Below are 22,553 nucleotides of genomic sequence, written 5' to 3'. Positions count from 1 at the left end.
TATTAGGCCAAAGCGGCCGCTGATTGTTCAGGTACGGAAAGAAAGAAACGGTCGTGGAGCAGGTTCACGGCGCGGTGGGCATCGTTTGAGTTCAATACCACCGAAATGATACGCTCGGTAGCCCCCTGCGCGATGGCCCTGATGTTGATGTTGTTTTCGCCTAATAAGGAGAACGCTTTGCCGGCAATGCCGGGCTGCTGCACCATGCCGTTTCCTACAATGGCCACAATGCTCATAGGCGTCTCCAGACTCACCGGGTTCAACAGCCCCTGGGCCATGTCTCCGGCAAATTCTTCGGTAATGGCTTGTACCGCTTTTTCTCCCTCGGTCTCGGCCAAGCCGATGGTGATGCTTTGCTCAGAAGAAGACTGCGTGATGAAGTAGATGTTGATACATTCTAAGGCCACCGCTTTAAACAACCGCATGGCCACGCCCGGTACGCCCACCATGCCACTGCCGCTCACCGTTAACACGGCTATATGGTCAATGCAGGAGATTCCTTTCACGTTCTGGGCACTTGGCGCGGGATTAGCGGAAATAAGGGTTCCTTTATGGCCGGGGTTGAACGTGTTCTTTAAAACCAACGGAATCTTAGCAGCTACCAAGGGCGCAATGGTAGGCGGGTAGAGCACCTTCGCCCCGAAATACGCCAGCTCCATGGCTTCTTCGTAGCTCAGTTCTTCAATGGAGTAGGCGGCGCTGGCTTTGCGCGGGTCGGTGGTGTACATGCCGTCTACGTCTGACCAGATTTCCAGGGAATCAGCCTGTAAGGCGGCGGCATATAAAGAGGCGGTGTAATCAGAGCCGCCCCGGCCCAAGACCGTGGTTTTTCCATCCGCGGAGCGGGAAATGAAACCGGGAGCCACAATGAGTTCCGCTTGCGGAAGGTTTTCCTGCATCAACGCAAACGTGGCTTTGAGGTTCACTTTGGCGTTGAGGTAGGTATTGTCGGTTTGGATGAAGTCCCGGCTATCTATGAGTGCGTTGGGCAGGCCGTTGTGTTGAAATGCCACCGAGACGATTGCCGAGGACAAACGTTCGCCGTAGGCCATGACCCGGGCCTTGGTGCCGTCGCTGAGTTCGTCTAAGAGGTAAATGCCCCGGCACACGTCTTCCAGTTCCCGGAAAATCATTTTAATACGGCCTTTGATGTCAATCTGCTGGCTCATGGGCACTAGCTGTTCAATGGCTTCCATGTGTTTGGCCTCCAGGCTGGAAATCAGCTCCAGGTAGGTGACATCATGGGCGGCCGCCTTCTGGTACAGGCTAATGAGCAAATCGGTGACTTTGGACATGGCGGAGACTACCACCAGCATCTTTGGATTCTGTTTCTCCTGGATTATGGAGATTAGTTGACGGATGGCATCTGCATTGGCCACAGAAGTGCCTCCAAATTTCAAAACCAGCATGGAAACGGGCTTAAGGGAAAACGATAATAGTACGGTGATTTAGGGCACTAGGCCGAAAGGGCCAGTTTAGATTTGGCCTTAGAATGGACGATATGTGCAGCTATACCCCCGTAGGGGTAATAGTGAAGATACCTGTAATCATAGAAATAGCTAAGACATAGAAAACCGTTTCTTCACAGAAAGAAGAAAGTACTTGAGATGCTATGTTAGGAGTTTTAGCCATTGGTGGGGTCAATATCTGTAAAAATTTTAAAGTATGAGTAAAAAAGGTAATAAATTTTTATTTGACACCACAAAGGAAGTCAAAAACGCTCTCTGCGCATTCTGATTTGGATTGGTTAACTTTGCACCGCCCAATAAAAGAGCTTGCTTGTGAAAGCAAGGCATAGCCGCAACTTATAGCGTGCAAAGCTTGTTGGGTGCATACAATAAATCTCGTTTAAGGGCTGTTTTGCTTAAAATAGCCTTAAAACGGCTACGCTTATACTCAGAAATTGGAAGCTACTGCAGATATAAAAATTGCCTCGGTGCATACGGTACCCAAAGACGGTACCAAGCTGCCATTGATGGAACACTTCTACACCATACAGGGGGAAGGCTACCACACGGGCAAAGCCGCTTATTTTATCCGGTTGGGTGGTTGTGACATTGGGTGCCACTGGTGCGATGTGAAAGAGTCATGGGATGCGACCCTGCACCCGCTCACCGATACCGACTGGATTGTACAGCAAGCCGAACAGTACCCGGGCAAAGCCGTGGTGGTCACCGGTGGCGAGCCGCTGCTGTATAATTTAGACTACCTCACGGCAGAACTGCAGAAGCGGGGCATCCAGACGTTTATAGAGACATCGGGTGCTTATCCGTTGAGCGGTACCTGGGACTGGATTTGCCTTTCGCCCAAGAAATTCAAAGGGCCGCACCCCAGCGTACAACCGCACGCCGGCGAGCTGAAAGTGATTGTCTTCCACAAAAGCGATTTCGCCTGGGCCGAGGAACATGCCGCCCAGGTGGGGCCAAACACGCGCCTGTACCTGCAACCGGAGTGGAGCAAAGCCGACAACATGATGCCGCAGATTGTGGAGTATGTGAAAAGCAACCCCAAGTGGCGCATCTCCCTGCAAACCCATAAATTCCTGAATATTCCGTAAGCCATGCTGCGTTTCCCGCTTCTCAGTCTTCTGCTGTTCTTTTTCCTGTTGGTTGCTGCCCCGGCGGTGGCCCAAAAAGCGGCGGGTGGTTCTGCCAACAAGAAAGCCCAGAGTGCTTACGACGAAGGCATCAGGTACATACAGGCCCGTAACTTTGAGAAAGCGTTAGCCTCTTTCAATGACGCGGTGCAGCGCGACACCACCTTTGGCGAGGCGTACGTAGAGGCGGCGGGTTTATACCGTATTCTGCAGAAAGAAGAGGAAGCGTACCAGTTCTACCGCCGGGGCCTGCCCAAAATGGGCGTGTTGCCCGGCCGGTCGGCAGATTACTTTAATTATGCAGAGTTGGCCTTCGGCCGAGGGCAGTACCAGGAGGCGGCTACTTTCTACCAGCACTACATTCAGTTCGGAAAGAAGGGGAGCAAGCAGATGCAGCACGCCAACCAGCAACTGAAGAATGTGACGTTTGCCCAGCAGGCCCTCAAGAATCCGGTAAACTTCAATCCGAAATCTTTGGGCGAAGGCGTAAACAAATTCGGACTGCAGTATTCGCCGGTACTCACTACCGACCAACAGGCGTTGCTGTTCACCGCCCGGCAAGGCAGCAGACCTTTAGACGATGAAAACCTGTATCTGGCGTACCGCAAGGAAGGCCAGTGGCAGACGCCGGTCTCCGTTTCAGAGACCATCAACTCTGAACTGAATGAAGGAGCCGCCTCGCTTTCCGGCGATGGCCGCGTACTCGTGTTCACTTCCTGCAACCGGCAGGATTCGTACGGCTCCTGTGATTTGTATATCAGTTACCGGGAAGGAAATGAGTGGAGCAAACCCAAGAATATGGGCCGAAACGTGAACACCACCTCCTGGGATTCCCAGCCCAGCCTTTCGGCCGATGGCCGCACCATTTACTTCGCTTCTAACCGCAAAGGCGGACAAGGCGGCGAAGACATTTGGGTCACCAAACAGCAGGAAGACGGCACCTGGAGCATTCCGGTGAACTTAGGGGCTAACGTAAACACACCCGGCCGGGAGAACTCGCCTTTTCTGCACGCCAGCGGCAACACGCTTTACTTTGCCACCGACGGTTTGCAAGGCATGGGTGGTTTAGACCTGTTTAAGGTAAACCGGGAGAAAAACGGATGGGGTACTCCCCAGAACATGGGCTACCCCTTGAACACGCACCGCGACGAAAGCTCCATTTTCATCTCACCCGACAACAGAACCGGCTATTACTCGGGGCAATCCGCCCAGGGAAGTAAAGTAGAAGTGGCCTTGCTACAGTTTGAGGTACCAGAGGTCTGGAAAGGCAAAACCGTTTCCTCGTTCGCCCAAGGCCGGGTGTTTGATGCGGTGACCAAGAAGCCTTTGAAAGCCACTGTGCAGGTGTATGACCTGGACTCGGCGGGCGTAATTACCCAGCAGGTATCTTCTGACGGTACCTCGGGGGCCTACACCATTGTCCTGAACCAGAAGCAACGCTACGCCTTGTATGTAACTGCGCCCGGCCACGTGCTGGAAAGCCGTCATATTGCGGCCACCTCCACTACGGCTCCGCTGGCTTTGGATTTCTACCTGCAACCGTTGAACAAAGGTGCCAAAGCCGTTCTCAGCAATATCTTCTTTGATACCGGCAAAGCCGATTTACGCCCCGAATCGCAGACAGAGCTAGACAAGCTTTTCCAGTTTCTGAAAGCCAACCCGAAGATCCAGGTAGAGATTGCCGGTCACACCGATAACGTAGGTCAGGCCGCCGCCAACCAGAAACTTTCTGAAGCCAGGGCCAAAGCCGTGGTGAAGTACCTGGTTTCTAAAGGCGCTCCGGCTTCTATTTTCCAGGCGAAAGGATACGGCCAAACCCAACCTGCGGCGGCCAACACCTCAGAAGAAAACAGGCAATTGAACCGCCGTATTGAAATGCGGATTCTGTAGCCAGACATGAATTTGAAACGTAATAAACTATCTGCCCCAGCGCTGGTTCTACAAGAAGTGAAACCCAGGTTAAGTTTAGTTGTTTAATGTTTTGTTTAGTTGTACAGAAAGTCGGCCCGAGAATTCGGGCCGACTTTCTGTTTTATGAAAAGGAGGAGAATTTCAGAAATCTTATAGACGGCCTTTGACATCTAGGGCGCGGATTTACTTCTGTGGCTTGCTGCAATGTTCAGAAGGCCCGGAAGTAAATCCGCGCCGTAGTGTGAATTAGCTCTAAAAGATGCAGAGTTGAGATGGGGTTGGTTTTCAGCCTGTTTTTGAGAAAAGGAGACGAAAACGGCTCTTATTCTACCTTTACAAACGAGATCAGCCTCTATTGGCGTTGGTTTCCTTTACTTGTTGGTCTAAGGAAACCAACGTAGTGCCCCTTGGTTGCGCCAACGCCTCTTCCATATCAGGGTCTTCTATCTGTAGGTTCACCTCGCGGGCTTTCTGCACCAAAGCCTGAAAAATGCGCCGTTGTTCCTGCCGGCGCGGCAAATACTCAGGGTGCCACTGCACGCCCAACATGAATTCCCGCTCGGTGTGCTCAATGGCCTGCACCACCTGGTTGGCTTCGCGGGCGACAATCTCCAGACCTTTGCCGGGGGTATTGACAGCCTGGTGGTGCAGCGCGTTCACCTTTAGTTTTGGCAGGCCTATAATCTGGGACAGCTTACTGCCCGGTTTGAAGGTGACTTTCTTTACCGGGAAAATGCTGGAAGGATTGGGCTCTTCTTTGTAAAAAGTACTGATGTCTTGGTACAGGGTACCCCTGAAATAGACGTTCATCAGCTGGGAGCCCCGGCAGATACCCAATACCGGTAGGTTTTTCTTGACGGCTTGGTCTATCAACTGGAACTCCAGATGGTCGCGGGCTTGGTCTAAAGACCACTGTGGTTTGCGGCTGAAGAGTTTCCGGACGAAGAAAAGGGCGGGGTAATAAATCCAGCGGGTAAAGCGCCAAACCCGTTGGAAGAAGTTTTTTTTGGGGTTCTTGAGGGTGCGTTGCAGATACTCCTGGAACACGGCGTCCTGCTGGTAGGTCTGCGGGTCTACATCGGCCCCGCCGCCAATGATGAGCCCTTGCAGACCATCGGCGGTGCGCGGGTTGGAAGGGGTGATGTGGACGGGTTTACCGCCCGCCAGCAACACCCCGAAGGCCGTAAATACCCACGCCACTTCCCCGCCTTTGTCTGGCCCCGTAATGCCAATGGTAGGGCGGTTTCGGTTGATCCTATAAACCTTTTTCTTTATGTTAGCCACTGTTCTGTTTGTTTACACCACTTCCCTTCAAACCCTAAAAGCGTGTTCTCCTTCAGGTGGAGGTACTCCTTGCTCATCTCGGTGATTCTTTCTGGTTTGCTCGCCAATTCTTCAATAACTACCCAGTTGTTCCACTCCTGCGCCAATGTCCAGTCTGGGTCAGAAATGCAGGAGTTGGGCAGGCGGTAGTGAAAGGTTTTTCGGGCTTTCACGCTGCCCAGGTTGGTAAACTGGTTCACTTGCTGCTCGTTCACGAAGGCAAACAACGGGTACATATCCAAGGGGCGGTTCCGGTCTGGGTTGTACTGGTGGTAATCGTCAATGAGTTGCGCCAGCGTTGGGTTGTAGTCTGGGTCCAGCACCAGTGCGTTGTAGTCTGCCGGAAAAGGGTTGATGAACGAAGTCAGGTTTTTACGGGCAAAATCGGTTTCACCGGCTTCCAGCAACCAGGGGTACAGCAGCAGAAACGCCCTGATGTAGCGCAGAATGGTAGCAGGTTCGGTATCTGGTATCTCTACGTTGATGTGCGTGCCGAACGCATTGGTGAAGAATGCTTCGGTGCCTTTGGCCTGATGCGCATACAAAGATTGTCGTAGCGCCTCTAACTGGTCTAATTGATTATACGGCACCGGAGGCACCCCAATCTCATACGGAATCACCTTCTTGATGACGCTTTCCAGGGCATCATCAATTTTCTCTTCCAGCGTCTCCTGTCCCAACTTGGTATGCTCAACGTCAATGTTGAGCTTCTCGAGAAGCGGTTTGTACTGCTTTTCGGTTAAGAGCTTCAAGTCAATCTCCACGCTGAAATCTCCCAACCGCGTGTTCACCACTTTTGCCGAGAAACGGTTTTCCCACTGCACCTCGCCTCCGTACAGCTCCTGCACAATCTGGATGCACTCGTTGATGCCCACATTGGCGAACTCCAGCTCAAAGCCCACAGTCCGCACGTTTCCTTCCTTGTTCTTCTCTATTGGCAGTGGCTTGAAAGACATGGCGTTTTCTATCTACACAGTTTTCCTAAACCAACGTGTAAGAAAGATTAGCGTTACGTGTTTTGTATTTTTTTATTGTGCTTTAAAGGTTAGGCTGCTTAATGGCTGTCTGTTCTTTGATTCTCAGGTGAAAGGTAGAAGCAGGTGTGCCAGGCGTTTTCAGGCTGTTTTTCAGAAAAGAAGGTCTAAACCGGAATTGCATCTATTGGCGAAGACACTCATAGGAGCTTCGCACATTACGAGGTCATTTGAATTAGCTAAGAATGAATATTGATGAGTTGTTTTAGACTTGTTTTCTGAAAAATAGCTTGAAAATAAGAAACCTGTGAGGTTTTGAAAACTTCACAGGTTTGATTCATCAGAACTTGCCACGTTTAAAACTTACAATTTAGAGAAGAAGCAAGCTCAAAAGACCTTGTAGTGTGCGTAGCTCCTACGAGTGTCTCTGCCCAAAATGGTGCTACGCAAGCATCTGGTTGAATTCTTCTTCACTGATAATCTTCACCCCCAGCGTGGTGGCTTTTTCCAGTTTGCTGGGGCCCATCTTGTCGCCGGCCACCAGGTAAGACAGCTTTTTGGAGATGGAGCTCACAATTTTTCCGCCGTGGGCGATGATGGTATCCTGCAGTTCTTCGCGGGAGTAGCCGGAAAACACCCCGGAAACCACGAAGGTGTGACCCGCCAGTTTATCACTCTGCGGTTCCACCACCGCTACTTCGCCCAAGTCCAGTTGCAAGCCATGCGCACGCAGACGTTCCACCACGTGCACGTTGGCGACATCCTGAAAGTACTCGCGTACCGAGGCGGCAATGCGGCCCCCAATCTCGGGCACGGAGATCAATTCCTCCTCGGTAGCGGCGCGGAGGGCATCAATGTTGCGGAAGTGCTGGGCCAGCTTTTGCGCCACCGTGTTCCCCACAAACCGGATGCCCAGGGCAAACAACACGCGGTCAAACGGAGCTTCCTTTGACTTCTCCAGGGCTTTGAGGATGTTCTCTACTGTGGTCTTCTGGAAGGTGACAATGCGGCTCTTGCCCGTGTCTTCGTTCACAAATGTCTTCTTCAGCCCGAACAGCGTTTCATAGGTGAGGTCATAGAGTTGGTCTGGACTGATGACCAAGCCTTGTTCTACCAGCAACTCAATTTTGCCTTCGCCCAGGCTCATGATGTTCATGGCCTTACGGCTGATGAAGTGTTCCAATTTGCCTTTTACCTGCGGTGGACAACCTTTCTCATTGGGGCAATAATGGTTGGCCTCCCCTTCGGTACGGATGAGCGGGGTGCTACAAGCCGGGCAAATGGTAGGATAGACAATTGGCTCGGCATTCTCGCTTCTGAATTCAGTTTTTACCGCGGTCACTTTTGGGATGATTTCGCCGCCTTTTTCAACCACTACCCGGTCATGAATCATCAAGCCTAAGCGCTCAATTTCATTCGCGTTGTGCAACGAGGCGCGTTTCACCGTGGTACCCGCCAGCAGCACGGGTTTCATGAGCGCCACCGGCGTCACCGCCCCGGTACGGCCCACGTTGTATTCTATGCCCAGAAGCTCGGTTACCGCTTCCATGGCTTTGTACTTGTACGCCATGGCCCAACGCGGACTTTTAGCGGTATAGCCTAGCTCTTCTTGTTGCGCGTAGGAATTCACCTTGACCACAATGCCGTCCGTAGCGATGGGCAGTTCAAAGCGTTTGGTTTCCCACACATGAATGAAGTCCATCACCTCTTCAATGGTGCTGCACACGCGCCAGGTAGGCGATACGTTCAGGCCCCAGCGTTGCAGCGCTTCCAGACTTTGCGAGTGGCTCTCGAACAGGGTAGGGGTGCTGAGTAAACTATAGGCAAACATGCTCAGGCGGCGGCGGGCCACTTCTTTGGAGTCCTGCAATTTCAGGGTGCCGGACGTGGCGTTGCGCGGGTTCGCCATTAAGGCTTCCCCGATTTCCTCACGTTCTTTGTTCAGTTCCTCAAACACGTTGAAGGGCATGAACACTTCGCCGCGTATTTCAACCTCGGCTGGTATGTCGTTGCCGTGCAAATGGAGCGGGATGGTTCTGATGGTGCGCACATTGGGCGTGATATCATCGCCCCGCGTTCCGTCGCCACGGGTGACTCCGGCCGTCAGGGCACCATTGGTGTAGGTAAGGCTCATGGCCACTCCGTCAAACTTCAGTTCGCAGACATATTCCATCTCATCGCCGGTGACTTTGCGTACGCGTTTGTCAAACTCCCGCACCTCGTCTTCTGAGTACGTGTTGCCCAGCGAGAGCATGGGGTATTTGTGCTTCACCGTGGGGAAATTTTTGGTAATGGTGCCGCCCACGCGCTGGGTAGGGGAATTGTCTGACCGGAATTGCGGGTGCTGCTCCTCCAGTTGTTGCAGTTCCTTCAGCATCTGGTCAAACTCATAGTCAGAGACTTCTGAGACGCTGTTTTGGTAATATTGGTAGTTGAGGTAGTTCAGGCGTTGGGTCAGCTCTAAAATGCGGGCTTCAGGATTCTGCTCAGGCATGGGTGGATTAGGTTAATCTGCCGGTAAAGGTAAGAAAAACGGAGTTTGTCTCTGTACGTTGCGCTCCGAAGTTGACCACCCCCAATTCAGAAATTACTCCCCCAACCCCTCCTAATGTAGGAGGGGTTGGGTTGGTTAAAAGGCGCTTCTAAAGTTCCTTCTAATTACCTCCAGTACTCCTTCCGTCTGCTCAAACGCCTCCTTGTTTTCAAATCGGAGTACCCTAATGTACAGATTCTCCAAGTACGCTGTCCGTACTAAATCATCTTCAAAGCCTGCATCCGTAAAATGATGGGCACCGTCCAACTTGATTGCAAGCATTTCTGATGGGCAGTAGAAATCAAGAATGTAAGGGCCTACCCTATGTTGTCTTCTGAATTTCTTTCCATGCAACTGGCTCCTTTGCAACATTTCCCATAAGGTAGCTTCAGCAGGCGTAAGGGCATTCCTGAGATTCCTTCTGTTTTCTTTTAAAGAAGACACATAATGGATGAGTGTGGGCATCTTGGTAGAAAGTACACCGCTACACACTAAAACAGCGAAGGAGTTGGTTCCCGACGAAAAGGGGAAGCTTTCTACCTGTTTTAAGGTCCTCATTTACTTCCTTCTTTGCCTTGACCTCCGTAGAAATAACACATTGCCGCTGAGTGCGTATGCTTAAGCAACACACAAAGTGAGAAGAACATGTCTTACATGGTAATGGGCGTATCTGGCAGTGGGAAGAGCACGGTGGGCAAATTGCTGGCGCAGAAACTCCGGCTGCATTTCATTGATGCCGATGACCATCACCTGGCACCCAGCATAGCTAAAATGAGCAGCGGTATTCCGCTCACGGATGAGGATAGGGCGGAGTGGCTTCGCAAACTGAACCATCTCCTGCAAGAAGCGGAAGCTGCCGGGCAAGAGGTGGTCATGGCCTGCTCGGCGCTCAAAGAGCAGTACCGTCTGGTTTTGCGGCAGAATCTGGAAAAGGGGCTTAAAATAGTTTTCCTCCACGGCCAAGTAGCCCTTCTGAAGGAACGCATGGGTGGGAGGGAAGGTCACTTTATGCCCGAGGCGCTACTTGCCTCACAGTTACAGACCTTGGAGGTGCCTGCCGATGCCTTGGCTCTTGACATTGTTCATCCGCCGGATGTACTGGTACAACAGGTCATTCAGCATTTTAAAGCCGGAGATGGTTCCTCCGCTTCTCCGGAGAAAGCCCCATAAACCCCAAAACCAAATTATTCGGGTTACCTTTGCGCTGTCAAAATACCTTCATCAGCAATATTTATGTCTTTTTCAGAGCTTGGGTTATCTCCCGCAATCCTAAAAGCAGTTGCTTCCCAGAAATACGCAGAACCCACCCCGGTACAGAAAGCCGCTATTCCGGAAATCCTGAAAGGGAAAGATGTGCTGGGCATTGCGCAAACGGGCTCGGGAAAAACGGCGGCCTACGCGTTGCCGCTGCTGGACAAAATGCAAACCAACCGGGCGTTCCGGAACCGGTACGTGAAGGCGTTGGTGCTGGTGCCCACGCGCGAACTGGCCTTGCAGGTAGGGGAGGTGTTCCTGTCTTTCAGCGCGCATATTCCCATCCAGATCAAGACCTTGGCGGTATTCGGGGGCGTATCCATCAATCCGCAGATGATGAAGTTGCAGGGCACCGATATTCTGGTGGCCACCCCTGGCCGCTTGCTGGATCTGGTGGAGTCAAAGGCCGTGCATCTGTCTGAGGTGGAAACCCTGGTGCTGGATGAGGCCGACAAGATGCTGAACCTGGGTTTTGAGGAGGAGATGCGCCAGATTTTGGCTCTTTTGCCAAAAAGACGCCAGAATCTGCTGTTCTCCGCCACGCTGGACAACAAGGTAAATGCCATTCAGGAAACCATGCTTAGAGAGCCGGTCACCGTAGAAATCAAAGAAGAAGAAAGCACCGCGCCTTCCCTGATCTCAGAAGTGGCCTACCTGGTGGAGACCGAGAGAAAAGGGCCTTTCCTGCGTTACCTCATCAAGCACCGTCAAATGCAACAGGTACTGGTCTTTGTCTCGGCCACGCAACGCGCCGACCATCTGGTAACTAAATTAGCTAATAACGGCATTAAAGCGGTAGCCCTGCACAGCGGCAAAAGCCAAGGAGCCAGAACCGAGGCGCTGGCCTTGTTCAAGAAAGGGAAAGTAGCGGTTTTGGTAGCCACCGACCTGGCCTCGCGGGGCATTGATGTGCAGTATTTGCCTTACGTGATCAATTATGATCTGCCCCGTTCGTCTAAAGATTACATCCATAGAATTGGGCGCACCGGCCGGGCAGAGTCTGCCGGAGAAGCCATCACCTTGGTCACGCCCGAGGATGCCCACCATTTCAAGATCATCCAGAAGCAAACCAAGCGCATTATCCCCACCCAGGAAACGAAAGAGACTGACTTGAAAGGATTTTAGAGCTTGTTTTTAGAAAACAGAAGAAAAACCGGAATCCATTCGCCTAGTGGTTAGGACTTGCCAGAAGAGGATAGATCCACAAAAAAGCCATACCTAACAGGTATGGCTTTTTTGTTACATCACGGCATTTACGGGTTAGTAGACCAAATACCGGCTTCTTTCAAGAAAACCCTCCGGTTCAGTTTAAGTTGGCACACCACAAACTCAGCGAAATCCTCGGGTTGCATGACTTTCTCGGGGTTGCCGTCGGTCAGTTTCAACTCTACCGCCAGATCGGTGGCTACGGTGCTGGGCGTGAGGGTGGTTACCCGTATGTTGTGCTTCCTTACTTCCTGCATCAAGGATTCAGACAAGCCAATCAGCCCGAATTTAGAGGCGCTGTACGCACTGGTGACGGCAGAACCGCGTTGACCGGCGGTAGAGGAAATGTTGATAATGTCGCCGGTCTTCTTGGAGATCATGGCTGGTAACACGGCGCGGGTCACGTAGTACGGGCCCATGAGGTTTACTTTGATGATGTGTTCCCACTGGTCTGGTTCCAATTCCAGGAATTTGCCAAAGGCGGCGGTACCGGCGTTATTGATCAGGATGTCAATAAAGCCCAGTTCCTGCCGCGCTTGCTCTACGGCTTCATTCACGCTGGTTATATTGGTGACATCGGCGGTTACTACGGAGGTTTCCACTCCTAAGCCCTCCAGCTCGGTGGCTACTTTTTGTAAGTCACTCTGGGTACGGGCCAGTAACGCAATGTTTACGCCTTCTCTTGCCAATGCCATGGCTAATGCTCGCCCAATTCCTTTCCCGGCACCTGTAATGAGCGCAGTTTTTCCTTTCAATGATTCCATAGTTTATCTTGTGTATTGAAAACAATAGGAGCAGAGAAAAATCTCTGCTCAACCTCCAGCCCCGTATCCTAAGTGGTACGAACCAGAGTTTTAGAACTAACGGTAATTTTTCCACCTAGTTAGAGAGAATTCACAGAACCTTAGTGGAGGAAATCACTTCAGAGGCTATCTGTCAGGTAGTCAAACGGCTAGGGGAAAGAGAAGCTTTGGCTTGTTCCGGTACACACAACTTTGTTTTGACAAGGCGCAACCGCTCAGATGATCTAAGGATAGTGAAGCCTACAGCCTGGCATTTTAGCAGGATGATTCGGCTTTGCAGAAGAGCGAATGCTTATTCTTTCTTCAGGTAAAGAGGAAAGATCTTTTAAAGGAATAAACCTATTAGCTATCAGATCTCTATGTTGAGAATTTGAATGCAAGCTTAGATTCTGTAAAGAATAGTTTAGATAAAAGCAGGTCTGTTTTGAGGTTGTTTTCAGAAAATCAGCCTTAAAACAGGTTTCTGACGGTTTGGTTCGTATATTGGGTAGTATCCACGTGTGCTGGATTATTTTAAGAGTCATTTATCACCCCCTCTATATGAATGCAAGTAAGAGAAACAACGTACAGGTAAAAGGCCGTGGAGAGAAGCCCATGCTTTTTGCCCATGGGTACGGCTGTGACCAGAACATGTGGCGCTACATTACCCCAGCTTTTGAGGAAGAGTACAAGATCGTGCTGTTTGACCATGTGGGTTTCGGGAAGGCAGATACCTCAGCGTATACCCTGGGAAGGTATGCCTCGCTTCAGTCTTACGCGGTAGACATTCTGGAAATCTGTGAGGAACTGGAGCTGGAGGAGGTCATTTTTGTAGGTCATTCGGTGAGTGCCATGATAGGGTTGCTCGCCTCCATTCTAGACCCGGGCCGATTCTCTAAACTGGTGTTGATTGGCCCCTCACCGCGCTATATCAATGATGAGGAGTACACCGGAGGCTTCACCCAGGAGGGCATAGATGATCTGCTGGGTACCCTAGACAGTGATTACCTGAACTGGGCCAGGGCCATCGCGCCTCTGATCATGGCAAACCCAGACAGGCCAGAACTAAGCCAGGAACTAACCCAGAGCTTTTGCCAGAGTGACATAGAAATAGCCAAAGATTTCGCCCGCATCACGTTCCTGTCAGACAACCGGGCCGATTTGTGCAACGTGAGGACTGAAGCCTTGATTATGCAGTGTTCAGATGACCTTATCGCGCCTTTACCCGTAGGAGAATACATGCACCAGAATTTACCCAACAGTACATTCAGGCTTCTGAGGGCCACCGGGCACTGCCCCAACCTAAGTGCCCCCGAAGAGACCATCGCCATTATGAAAGAATTCCTACCTAGTAAAGTTCTGGGCTGAAATGAAAAACTGCGGTACGGTTGGTTCTGGTGCCCAAGGCAGCGGATACGAGTTTGATGGATAAAAAGGAGCTGAAGAAGGCAAACGGAGATGTCTGTTTTGAGGCGGTGAGAATGCCCCAGAACACGTACATCTATGTCAACTGGGTAGGTGTCCAAACCCTGGAAACGGTTGTGATGGGGGGCAACCATCTTCTGGCCATGCTGCGCGAAGAGCCTTGCCGGGGCTTGCTGAACAGCAACAAAGAGTTGATTGGGCCCTGGGAAGTGGCGGTGCCGTACCTGAGCTACAAATGGGCCCCGGCCGCCAGATTGCTGGGGCTGCGCTATTTCGCCCATGTTCTCTCGCCGGGAATCTTCGGGCAAAGGTCTTTTGAGTCATTCCGGCAGCATCTGAAAGAACAACTTTACCTGAAAGCCTTTGAAGAACAGGAGCAGGCAGAAGATTGGCTCCTCCTCCATGTTTCCTGACTCTTCTTTATTCCGGGCTTTCAAGCCGAAAATCAGAAAACGTACCAAAAGGAACAGCCGTTTCAGGCCTCTTTTCAGAAAAACGCCCCTTAAACGGCTACGAACAGTATTATAGCACTTATTTGAACGAAAGGAGATGGTGGAGCACCAGAACCCACCCCAGCCCCGCCCCCTTTACTTACGTTCCCCAGTTCCAGTCTTCCCCTCTCGCGCCTCGCTTTTGTCCCTGGAAAGGCAGACGCTAAGAGCAAATATCTTCTCAGGCCGAAAGGGCAGTGCGCGAGGGGAAGACGGGGCCCCGCGGCCGTGAGCGCTTACCGCCAGAAATGAAACAATGCAGCACTTGCCCCCACGCAACAAACAGAAAAGCCAAGGGAACAGCATAAGGCATGCACCCACCTATCTCCCCAAAGAAGCCAATTCAAAGCGCAGAAAGGGAAACAATAAGAAGATTAGTCTTTTACTTGAACCCCAGTGGCTACAAACGTGATGGAGGGTTTGGGTGCGGTAATGGCGGCAATCTCCTCTTTGCTCTTGCCGGCATCTTCAGCAAAGTGGCGTTGGTCTGCCACTGAGACAGTATCTCTTAACGCGACCCCCTCAAACACCACTTCTTTGCCTACAATGTCTTTAGGCATGAAAAAGCCATAGTTCTTGAACGAAACCCGCATGGGTTCCTGGCCTTGCACGGCTACTTCCATCCAGCAACCTTTGGCTTGGCAAACATCCAAAACGTTGGAGGCTACTTTGGCTTGGGCAGAGTCTTGGTTGGTCAGCAGTTTAGGTAACTCAGCGGCGGAAATGGCTCCTTCAGAAGTAATCTTGTTTCCGTAGGTACTTACTTTTACGGGAGAGGCGGTAGATTCGGTTGGGGCAGTTTCGGTGTTTTGGGCGCAACTTCCCAAAAACAGGGGGAAAACGACGACGGCGGAAAACAGCAGCTTTTTCATGGCATTGGTGGAGGTATTCAATGTTTAAAGCTACTCAACATTGGGAAAAGACCAACCGCACAGGTGGTTATTTCTGCAGGGCTTGGGCCGCGTTCCGTTTGGAGATCAGTTCCAGGCCTTTGGCTTTCTTGCCGCGTTTGGTTTTAAACTGGCATTTGATCAGGCCGTGCTCCAGCGAGAAGTACTCCTCCACCTGAAAGACATCGCGCAGGGGCATGCCCATGGCATCTAGGGTTACCTCGTACTGGTAGCTTATTTTGTAGCAGTCAAAGGTACCGGCGGGAGTGGTGATTTTTTCCAGGGCCTCTACTTGGCGGTTGGTGGCTGACATGCTGATTTGGGTGATGTTCACCGTAGAGGAGCGGACTTTTACCCCTAAGCCCGCATCAGGTAATTTTTCGCCTACCTTCATCTGTTGGGGGTAGGCAATGTCAACGGGCGTGAAATCAAAGTCTTTGCCTTCAAAGGTTTTCAGGACTTGTTCTCTGAGCAGCAGCATGGCATCCAGGTAAATAGTGTCGCCGGAGCATCTGATCTGGTATTCTTCTGCGGTTTCGGGGCGTTTCTTGGGGCTGATGCGCGTACTCTTGAAGGTGGTCACGTATACGCCGTCTTTGTTGGCCATCTGCTGCACCACTTTGTTGTTGAGAGTGCCTTTCTTGTGCCCTTTGTCCGTGACCTGAAACACAAACTCTGTGTTCTTAGACAAGCCAAGGGGTTGCAGGCAATTCTGGGCAATGGCGGCATTGGGCAAGGCAAAGAAGGCGAACAGCCAAACCAACCCTGCTATAAAGAAGAAAGTGTTTTTCATAGAAAGAATTACCCTCATATTTGAGCGTAAAGCTGTTGTTTATACGTACAGTAAATTACTTAGATGTATTGCACTTTTTGTATTAAAATCGGGAAAGTAACGCGGTGCCTGTTGCCCCGTATTTCAGTTCGTATTTCAGTTTCTAACCTAGCTTTGTCACTATGGAAAATTCTACTAAATCTGTTCAGAAACTCTCTGAGTTAGCTGCCGTTCTCCTGGAAAAACTAAAAGCCGACCAAACCGATATCACCTTAGATTTTCAGGATGTGGCGGTGCAGGGGCCAGGGCCCACGGGCCAACCCGGCCAGTGGAAACTCAACGGCAAGCTGACGCTTAAAACCACATCTTCTGGTTCTAACAAAGCATAGGTATGGCCGTTTTTCCGTTTGAGATTTCGGGCAGGTTGGTGCTGACGGTTCAGCAAGACCAGGTGCTGGTGGTGGCGGAAGAGAATTACGTGGTTGTGAACTTCACAGATCATGCTTCTCTGGAACGCGTGCTGGACAATGTGATGCCTCCTTCCTCGGCGAAAGGCATAGCGGCGCTGATCTCTAAGCTGGAGAAGGCGAAAGACCTAAACCAAAAGATGGTGCAGGCAGGATTGGTGCTGGACATACGGGTCAACAACAAAACGTACATAGAAATAGGCACCGGCAGTTCTCCCCGCATTACGGCCAATGCGGTGTTTGGGCAAGTGGGCTCTTGGTTTAAAAGAGGCTGACACTCCCCAATAGTTGGCGAGTGTGGTTGCCGAAGATGGATCATTCAATATAAAACTTGGTAGATGCAACGTTCAGATAAAAATGTGCATTAAATATGAGAAGACCGGTAAACATTCTACTGATTTTCAAGGTACTACATAACGTATAGAGTAGCGTTTATACAGATTGGTAACTCACGTTGGGCCGATGAATTTTCTGAATCATGAAATCTGAGAATCAAAACAAAATTGGTGCTGGAAGAATGTCCAGCTTTGAAAAAATAGAGAAAGTGCCGCCGGTGAAAATGCTGCTGTTTGTGACCATGGCAGGTATGGCCATGCTGTTTTTCATGCTGACGGCCATGTTTTTCTTCAAAAACGCAGACGCCGCCACTCCCTCTACCTTCAACCTGCCTAAACTTTTCTCTGTAAGTACCATCCTTATTCTGGTGAGCGGGTTTTCTATGCACCAGGTGCCCTTCCATTACGGACAAGATGATTTGATCAGTATGAAAAAAGGCCTGTTGTGGTCGTTGGGGCTGGGTTTGGTGTTCTCGTTAGCGCAGATTGTAGCCTGGTATGAAATGGCATCGGCCAGGGTTTTCTTTGACGGACATCCGGCGGGTACGTTCCTGTATCTGTTATCGGCGTTGCACCTGTTGCACATTGCCGGTGGTCTTGCCTTCGCCTCTTACCTGTACGTGAAAGTGAACAGAGCCTCTAAAGACCCCATCCGCTCCCTTATCTTCAACCGTGACCCATACCGCCTCATGCAGGTGCAGATGCTCCGCAGCTACTGGCACTTCCTGGGCATTATCTGGATCGCGCTCTACTTTGTTTTCCTGTTCGCGCTTTAGGGGTTATTGAATCATTGAGTGATTGAATGAGTGGGAGAATAGAAGAATGAATTTGTGAGACTAGATAAAAAGGGAGAGCCCTTTGAACAATTTGTCCAAGGGGCTCTCCCTTTTTATTAGGGTTTGTGCCTTCATTCTCAAATTCACTCACTCACTCAATAAATTTAGTCGCAAAAGTGAAGGCTGTACATGTCAAAGTTTCGGTGGTTGAACAGGGCGTCAAAACGGTAGCTGAACCCTACGCCGGTGGGCTTTTTCCCGAACTGCACGTGCCGGATATACGTCCGGAGGACTTCATGCAGCTCTGAGTCCAGCAGAAGTTCGCCCCAGACGGTAACCTGATCCTGGTCGGGGTTCATTTTCTTTTCCTGGAGCACAAACAGCACGTAATAGATAAAATCTTCGGAGGAAGTGAAAAAGAAGGAGTTGCAGAACTCCAGTTTCAGGCCTTGCAACACCACCAGCGTCACGTAGTTCTTGTCTACGTAGATAAAAAGCTGCGGGCGTGTGCTCCGTTCGGCCATGTGCAGAATGCCTTCCATCAAAGCCGAGGTCTGGTGCACAAACTCCACAGAACTTCCCTGGAAATGGGAAGTAACCCAGTCTTCCAGCGGAGCGGGAACCGTGAACACGTTCATCAACTCCAGCCTAGGGTGTTCATGATGATGCACCATTTCCTGTTCGGGTTCTACCACCGCATTCAGTTTCAGGTACTCTGCGCGGGCATTCAGGTCAAAAAGGGCCTCGGGAATAAGCGTGAACTGCTGGTTCTTGATCCCAATGCGGACTTGCTGCCATTTTCTTTCCTCCAACAGGGGAGTAGAGCTGCTGAGGTCTTGCAGTTGGGCAATGGCGTTCTGTACGGTAGAAGGCCGTTCGGCCTCGTAATCTTCCAGGGCTACAAACTTATTGCGCCGGGCGTCTAACACCCCCAAGCGGATGCGGTGGGCCCCGAAACTGATGTATAGATGGGCGCTGCCGCTAAAGTTAGGGTCAAAAGCGTCATCATAGACGCGTTGTGTCTGTCTGAAAGCCGGCACGGACGTAGTCAAGGGCAAAAGGTCTAAGGAGAATTAAGGTACAATATTACTCATTTTAAACCTACTCCCCATGCCACCCCGCCAGATTGCCGCTGATTAGATGGGCAGAGCGGTGTGCCTGCCCGGCAAACCAACCTCAGATTTCTTTTGTCTTCAAGTAGAGCCTTGGGGAAGGTAGCTGCGGTAAAATGTGTTTTTAGCCTATTTTCCTGAAAGGAAGCCTAAAACGGCAACTAAGGCCTTGTCTCACAAGAGAACTCAAGCTCCACTTATACAGGTGTTTTGAGCCTTCTTTTCTTAAAAAACAAGCGAACGCTTGCGCCAGAGACAACCAGAAACCAACAGGCAGACTCTTGGGGAAGACCCTTCTACAGCTTTTGACCCAAAATCAAAAATCCACGGAGTAAACCTTTTCCAGTTGCTTGTCATTAACCCAGGTGGGCAAATGCCGTAGGCCAAAGTTACGGACGCGCATGAACACCCAATTCTGAGATTGCGCCACTTCGCCCAGAAACCGGGACTGGCGGGTGATCCAGTGGGTGCGGGGCATCCGGCGTTTCTCAAACCGTTGGGCGGCCAGGTTAAAGCTGAAATCCTTTTGCAACTCATCGGCAAAAACCACTGCATCTTCTACCGCCTGGCAAGCTCCCTGTCCCATGTTGGGGGTAGTGGCATGACCGGCATCCCCCAGCAGCAACGCGTTCTCAAACGCAAATTGCGGAAGCGGGGCCAAATCATAGAGGTCGTGCCAGAGCAGTTGTTCTGGTTTGGTCTGGCGGAAAAGGTCTGGAATAGGAGTGTGGTACTCCTTGAAGTGTTGTTGCAGATCTTCTACCCGCATGGCTTTCATGCTGGGGTCATTCTCTGGGGCATTGACGCAGGCGAACCAGTAGATTTTGTTTCCTTTCAGCGGAGTCCAGCCCACCCGTCCGGCTTTCCCCCAGGTCTCAGAGGCGTAGAGGCTTTCCAAGCCGGGATTGTCTATAATGGCGCGCCAGCAGGTATACCCCGCATACCTGGTCTCTGCTTGGGGCAGCAATTGTTTCCTGACGGCCGAATGGATGCCATCTGCTACCAGCAGATGATCAAACGCGGTTTCAGTGTTATCCTGAAACTGAACGGTAACCCCTTGTTCCTTCGGCTGGCAGCCGATGGCTCTTTTATTGGGATGCAATGAGGCCGCAGGCAAGTGGTCAACCAAAACTTTATGCAAAGCAGCTCTATGAATCACGAAATTATCCAGCCCGTACTTGGCACTCATGGCGCGGCTGTCGGTACGGTTAATGAGTTGGCCTTGGGCATCAAAGATATGAAAGCCATCCAGGCAATTGCCTTGGGCAATCACCTCATCGGCTATACCCAAACGCTGAAATCCTTTGATGGCATTCGCCGCCAGGGCCAATCCGGCACCCACTGGTTCAAACTTAGGGGCGGCATCAAAAACCTGGGCATCAATGCCTATTTGCTGTAACGCAAGAGCCGTGGAAAGACCTGCAATTCCGCCGCCAATAATACCTATCTGCATGGGTGTACCTTTCTTGTGCCCTTTAAACGTCAGTAGAAAAGAAGAAGTACATTACGGAATTCTGTAGATCACGGCATTGGCGTTCATACCGGCGCCTACGGAAGCAAATACCACGGTATCGCCGCTGTGTAACCCGTGGCCAGCCAATTCGCCCCGGGCGATGAAGTCATACAGCACGGGCAGCGTCGCGACGGAGTTGTTTCCCAATTTAGCAATGGTCATGGGCATGATATCTGCCGGAATGTTTTCCTGTCCGAAAAGCTTGAAAAGCCTCTCTAGCATGGCCTCGTCCATTTTCTCGTTGGCTTGGTGAATCAAGACTTTCTTGATGTCTGTAAGCGGAATACCGGCTTTGTCCAGGCAGTCTTTGATCAACTGCGGAACCGTTTTAAGGGCGTATTCATAAATCTTGCGGCCATCCATCTTAATGTACAGGTCTTGCTGCGGCGCTGCCGGATTGTAGGAAGGGGAGGAGTGCAGCCACAACGCCTGCGTGAGCGTATTGGAAACGGTTAGGTGTTTCAGGACTCCCGCTTTGGCTTCCCCGGCCTGGGCTTCCAGGATGACGGCTCCTGCGCCGTCAGAATAAATCATGCTGTCGCGGTCGTGGGCATCAGACACCCGGGATAGCGTCTCCGTCCCGATGACCAGAATCCGTTTGGCATCGCCGGACTGCAGGTAATAGTGCGCCTGAATAATACCCTGCAACCAACCCGGACAGCCGAAAGGCAAATCATAGGCCACGGTGTAGGGGTTGGCGATCTGGAGTTTGTGTTTGATGCGGGCCGCCAGCGGAGGCATCATGTCTACCCGGCGGGAGCTGGCTTTCACATCGCCAAAATTATGCGCGACAATGATGTAATCTAAGGTCTCTGGATCTATGCCGGCGTTTGTGATGGCTTCCTGAGCGGCCAGGAAACCCAAGTCTGAGGCCACCATGTTTCCTGTGGCGTACCTTCTCTCCTTTATGCCCGTGATCTGCTGAAACTTCTGGATGATGACCTCATTGGGGTTGGGTAACTTCTTGCCCGAGACATCATAAAATTCGTTTTCTAAAAAGTCGTTGTTGGCAACCACCTTTTCGGGAAGAAATCTTCCGGAACCGGTAATGACTGTAGAAAGGGTATGCGGTAACATAAGGGTTGGATAGGTAAGGGAACATGCAGGGGTAAGGGCCAGAACACCGTTAAATGATCTGTTCTGCCTTCGCTTTCTTTTTCTGTGCGTGCAAAGAAAATAGGTTAGGTCTCTGCCCTTGCGGGGTCAAGGTGCAGATTATTTTCCAAAAATAGAAATAGACTAATGTTTGTAAGGAAGGGGAGGCAGGCTTAAAAGACCAAGGGTTGTTTAGGGCCTATATTCTGTAAAATGGCCTTAAAACGGTACTGTAGGAGAGATTCAGCCTGTTTCATTTGCTAATACATATCCTTAAGATCTTGCTCCGTCAGGAGGGACTGCTTAGTCAAAGATATATTTTGCCCCGCCATACAGAACGAAAATCCAGATCAAGCCCTTGATCAGGAAAAACAGGAAGCCCGCAATGCCTATCTTTTTCAGACCTTTTTTCCAATTATACTTCATTTTATAAAAGGTATTTGCCAGGTGAATGATACTGCAAAGAAACTAGATTTTAGCCATTCTATCTAAAACGCCCCAAAAATATGCGGTTTTAAAAGCTTAAGGCAGGTTCCTGTCCGGGAAGGGGCTCAGGTTCGTCTCGGAGAACGCCTACCGCATCCGGCGCCCCGTGGGTATTGTCCGGGGCAAGGACGTCAAGGCGGACTCGCTGCTGATCGCCAGATACCTGAAAAGGAACCTAGACGAGTTGCGGTTCGGCGATTTTTCGGAAAATGAGCCCCAAAACAGCTTATCGGAGAGTTCTCACATTTTTACTTTTCCTGTTTTTGGCCTCATTTCTGAAAATCAGGCCGAAAACGCAAATCCGTCCGTCCGTTTGCACACGTTGCTGGTAAATTCCTTTTACTCATAACGCTGCGTCACTTCCTCTTTTGCTACTCTTGCTGGTGGAAGTCGGGCGGCGTTCCCTAACTTTTGATGAGGTAATCTGTTCTTTTGTTGATTCAAGTCGGCGGCTTCTGCTGATCTCTATCTGTGAATACTGCTGATTTCTCTGCCGTGAAAGTTGGTAAAAAATGTTCTCACTTTCTGCCAACCTTTAGATTGCCCCGATATAATTTTTCCAACTGCTATAGTTCTAAATCACCAGGTATAAGATTAACTTCAACATACCTG

Annotated in this window: 21 protein-coding genes; 9 read left to right on the top strand and 12 right to left on the bottom strand. The window is 50.8% G+C overall.

What is annotated here, in order from left to right; translation table 11 throughout:
• Positions 1 to 2 precede the first annotated feature (2 nt).
• A complete protein-coding gene (locus HHO50_RS06910) occupies positions 3 to 1,409 on the bottom strand; it encodes an aspartate kinase (protein ID WP_181305286.1) in 1,407 nt (468 codons plus the stop codon).
• Between the two features lie 566 nt (positions 1,410 to 1,975).
• Between HHO50_RS06910 and HHO50_RS06905 the strand changes: the two genes are divergently transcribed.
• Both HHO50_RS06905 and HHO50_RS06900 read left to right on the top strand, forming a co-directional pair.
• Complete coding sequence (locus HHO50_RS06905) at positions 1,976 to 2,557, top strand: 7-carboxy-7-deazaguanine synthase QueE (protein ID WP_181305590.1); 582 nt, start codon at positions 1,976 to 1,978, stop codon at positions 2,555 to 2,557.
• A 3-nt stretch (positions 2,558 to 2,560) separates the two neighbouring features.
• The gene (locus HHO50_RS06900; RefSeq protein ID WP_255478636.1) at positions 2,561 to 4,486 is read left to right on the top strand and encodes an OmpA family protein; all 1,926 of its coding nucleotides are present in this window, start codon (positions 2,561 to 2,563) and stop codon (positions 4,484 to 4,486) included.
• 366 nt (positions 4,487 to 4,852) lie between these two features.
• Here HHO50_RS06900 and HHO50_RS06895 read toward each other — a convergent pair whose 3' ends face one another.
• From HHO50_RS06895 to HHO50_RS06880, 4 genes are all read right to left on the bottom strand, one after another.
• Positions 4,853 to 5,791, bottom strand: coding sequence for a gamma-glutamyl-gamma-aminobutyrate hydrolase family protein (locus HHO50_RS06895; protein ID WP_181305285.1), 939 nt, complete (start codon positions 5,789 to 5,791; stop codon positions 4,853 to 4,855).
• A complete protein-coding gene (locus HHO50_RS06890; RefSeq protein ID WP_181305284.1) occupies positions 5,779 to 6,786 on the bottom strand; it encodes an amidoligase family protein in 1,008 nt (335 codons plus the stop codon). The genes HHO50_RS06895 and HHO50_RS06890 overlap by 13 nt, the downstream gene beginning before the upstream one ends.
• Positions 6,787 to 7,246: 460 nt before the next feature.
• The gene (ligA, locus tag HHO50_RS06885; protein WP_181305283.1) at positions 7,247 to 9,298 is read right to left on the bottom strand and encodes an NAD-dependent DNA ligase LigA; all 2,052 of its coding nucleotides are present in this window, start codon (positions 9,296 to 9,298) and stop codon (positions 7,247 to 7,249) included.
• Positions 9,299 to 9,433: 135 nt separating this feature from the next.
• Positions 9,434 to 9,802: an endonuclease domain-containing protein gene (locus HHO50_RS06880; RefSeq protein ID WP_181305282.1), complete on the bottom strand. Its 369-nt coding sequence runs from the start codon at positions 9,800 to 9,802 to the stop codon at positions 9,434 to 9,436.
• 180 nt (positions 9,803 to 9,982) lie between these two features.
• On the opposite strand from HHO50_RS06880, the gene HHO50_RS06875 reads away from it, so the two are divergent.
• Both HHO50_RS06875 and HHO50_RS06870 read left to right on the top strand, forming a co-directional pair.
• Entirely contained in the window at positions 9,983 to 10,507 is a 525-nt protein-coding gene (locus HHO50_RS06875; RefSeq protein WP_181305281.1) for a gluconokinase, read from the top strand.
• A 63-nt stretch (positions 10,508 to 10,570) separates the two neighbouring features.
• The gene (locus HHO50_RS06870; protein ID WP_181305280.1) at positions 10,571 to 11,716 is read left to right on the top strand and encodes a DEAD/DEAH box helicase; all 1,146 of its coding nucleotides are present in this window, start codon (positions 10,571 to 10,573) and stop codon (positions 11,714 to 11,716) included.
• Between the two features lie 128 nt (positions 11,717 to 11,844).
• On the opposite strand, the gene HHO50_RS06865 is transcribed toward HHO50_RS06870, so the two are convergent.
• A complete protein-coding gene (locus tag HHO50_RS06865) occupies positions 11,845 to 12,561 on the bottom strand; it encodes a 3-ketoacyl-ACP reductase (RefSeq protein ID WP_181305279.1) in 717 nt (238 codons plus the stop codon).
• A gap of 579 nt (positions 12,562 to 13,140) precedes the next feature.
• On the opposite strand from HHO50_RS06865, the gene HHO50_RS06860 reads away from it, so the two are divergent.
• Together HHO50_RS06860 and HHO50_RS06855 are read left to right on the top strand one after the other, a co-directional pair.
• Positions 13,141 to 13,947, top strand: a complete 807-nt coding sequence (locus tag HHO50_RS06860) for an alpha/beta fold hydrolase (protein ID WP_181305278.1) — start codon at positions 13,141 to 13,143, stop codon at positions 13,945 to 13,947.
• A gap of 53 nt (positions 13,948 to 14,000) precedes the next feature.
• Positions 14,001 to 14,417, top strand: coding sequence for a hypothetical protein (locus HHO50_RS06855; RefSeq protein ID WP_181305277.1), 417 nt, complete (start codon positions 14,001 to 14,003; stop codon positions 14,415 to 14,417).
• A 452-nt stretch (positions 14,418 to 14,869) separates the two neighbouring features.
• On the opposite strand, the gene HHO50_RS06850 is transcribed toward HHO50_RS06855, so the two are convergent.
• Both HHO50_RS06850 and HHO50_RS06845 read right to left on the bottom strand, forming a co-directional pair.
• A complete protein-coding gene (locus HHO50_RS06850; protein ID WP_181305276.1) occupies positions 14,870 to 15,367 on the bottom strand; it encodes a DUF4920 domain-containing protein in 498 nt (165 codons plus the stop codon).
• Between the two features lie 67 nt (positions 15,368 to 15,434).
• Positions 15,435 to 16,178, bottom strand: coding sequence for a hypothetical protein (locus HHO50_RS06845; RefSeq protein ID WP_181305275.1), 744 nt, complete (start codon positions 16,176 to 16,178; stop codon positions 15,435 to 15,437).
• A 161-nt stretch (positions 16,179 to 16,339) separates the two neighbouring features.
• Between HHO50_RS06845 and HHO50_RS06840 the strand changes: the two genes are divergently transcribed.
• The 3 genes from HHO50_RS06840 (at position 16,340) to HHO50_RS06830 (ending at position 17,735) form a co-directional block, all read left to right on the top strand.
• Positions 16,340 to 16,546 (top strand): hypothetical protein, encoded by a 207-nt coding sequence (locus HHO50_RS06840; protein WP_181305274.1) that lies wholly within the window; start codon positions 16,340 to 16,342, stop codon positions 16,544 to 16,546.
• A gap of 2 nt (positions 16,547 to 16,548) precedes the next feature.
• Positions 16,549 to 16,899: a hypothetical protein gene (locus HHO50_RS06835; protein ID WP_181305273.1), complete on the top strand. Its 351-nt coding sequence runs from the start codon at positions 16,549 to 16,551 to the stop codon at positions 16,897 to 16,899.
• 203 nt (positions 16,900 to 17,102) lie between these two features.
• On the top strand, positions 17,103 to 17,735 hold the full coding sequence (locus tag HHO50_RS06830) for a cytochrome c oxidase subunit III (RefSeq protein WP_181305272.1): 633 nt from the start codon (positions 17,103 to 17,105) through the stop codon (positions 17,733 to 17,735).
• A 164-nt stretch (positions 17,736 to 17,899) separates the two neighbouring features.
• On the opposite strand, the gene HHO50_RS06825 is transcribed toward HHO50_RS06830, so the two are convergent.
• The 4 genes from HHO50_RS06825 to HHO50_RS21230 all read right to left on the bottom strand — a co-directional run bounded on the left by HHO50_RS06825 (position 17,900) and on the right by HHO50_RS21230 (position 21,881).
• Positions 17,900 to 18,787 (bottom strand): DUF3822 family protein, encoded by an 888-nt coding sequence (locus HHO50_RS06825; protein ID WP_181305271.1) that lies wholly within the window; start codon positions 18,785 to 18,787, stop codon positions 17,900 to 17,902.
• A gap of 376 nt (positions 18,788 to 19,163) precedes the next feature.
• Positions 19,164 to 20,300 (bottom strand): FAD-dependent monooxygenase, encoded by a 1,137-nt coding sequence (locus HHO50_RS06820; RefSeq protein WP_181305270.1) that lies wholly within the window; start codon positions 20,298 to 20,300, stop codon positions 19,164 to 19,166.
• 51 nt (positions 20,301 to 20,351) lie between these two features.
• Positions 20,352 to 21,437 (bottom strand): 3-oxoacyl-ACP synthase III family protein, encoded by a 1,086-nt coding sequence (locus HHO50_RS06815; RefSeq protein ID WP_181305269.1) that lies wholly within the window; start codon positions 21,435 to 21,437, stop codon positions 20,352 to 20,354.
• 321 nt (positions 21,438 to 21,758) lie between these two features.
• Complete coding sequence (locus HHO50_RS21230; RefSeq protein ID WP_255478635.1) at positions 21,759 to 21,881, bottom strand: hypothetical protein; 123 nt, start codon at positions 21,879 to 21,881, stop codon at positions 21,759 to 21,761.
• Positions 21,882 to 22,553: the final 672 nt, after the last annotated feature.

This window comes from Rufibacter sp. XAAS-G3-1 (genome assembly GCF_013623775.1).
In the GTDB taxonomy this organism is placed as follows: domain Bacteria; phylum Bacteroidota; class Bacteroidia; order Cytophagales; family Hymenobacteraceae; genus Nibribacter.
The sequence above is the reverse complement of the archived record's forward strand: the minus strand, read 5'-3'. Positions and strand labels throughout refer to the sequence as shown.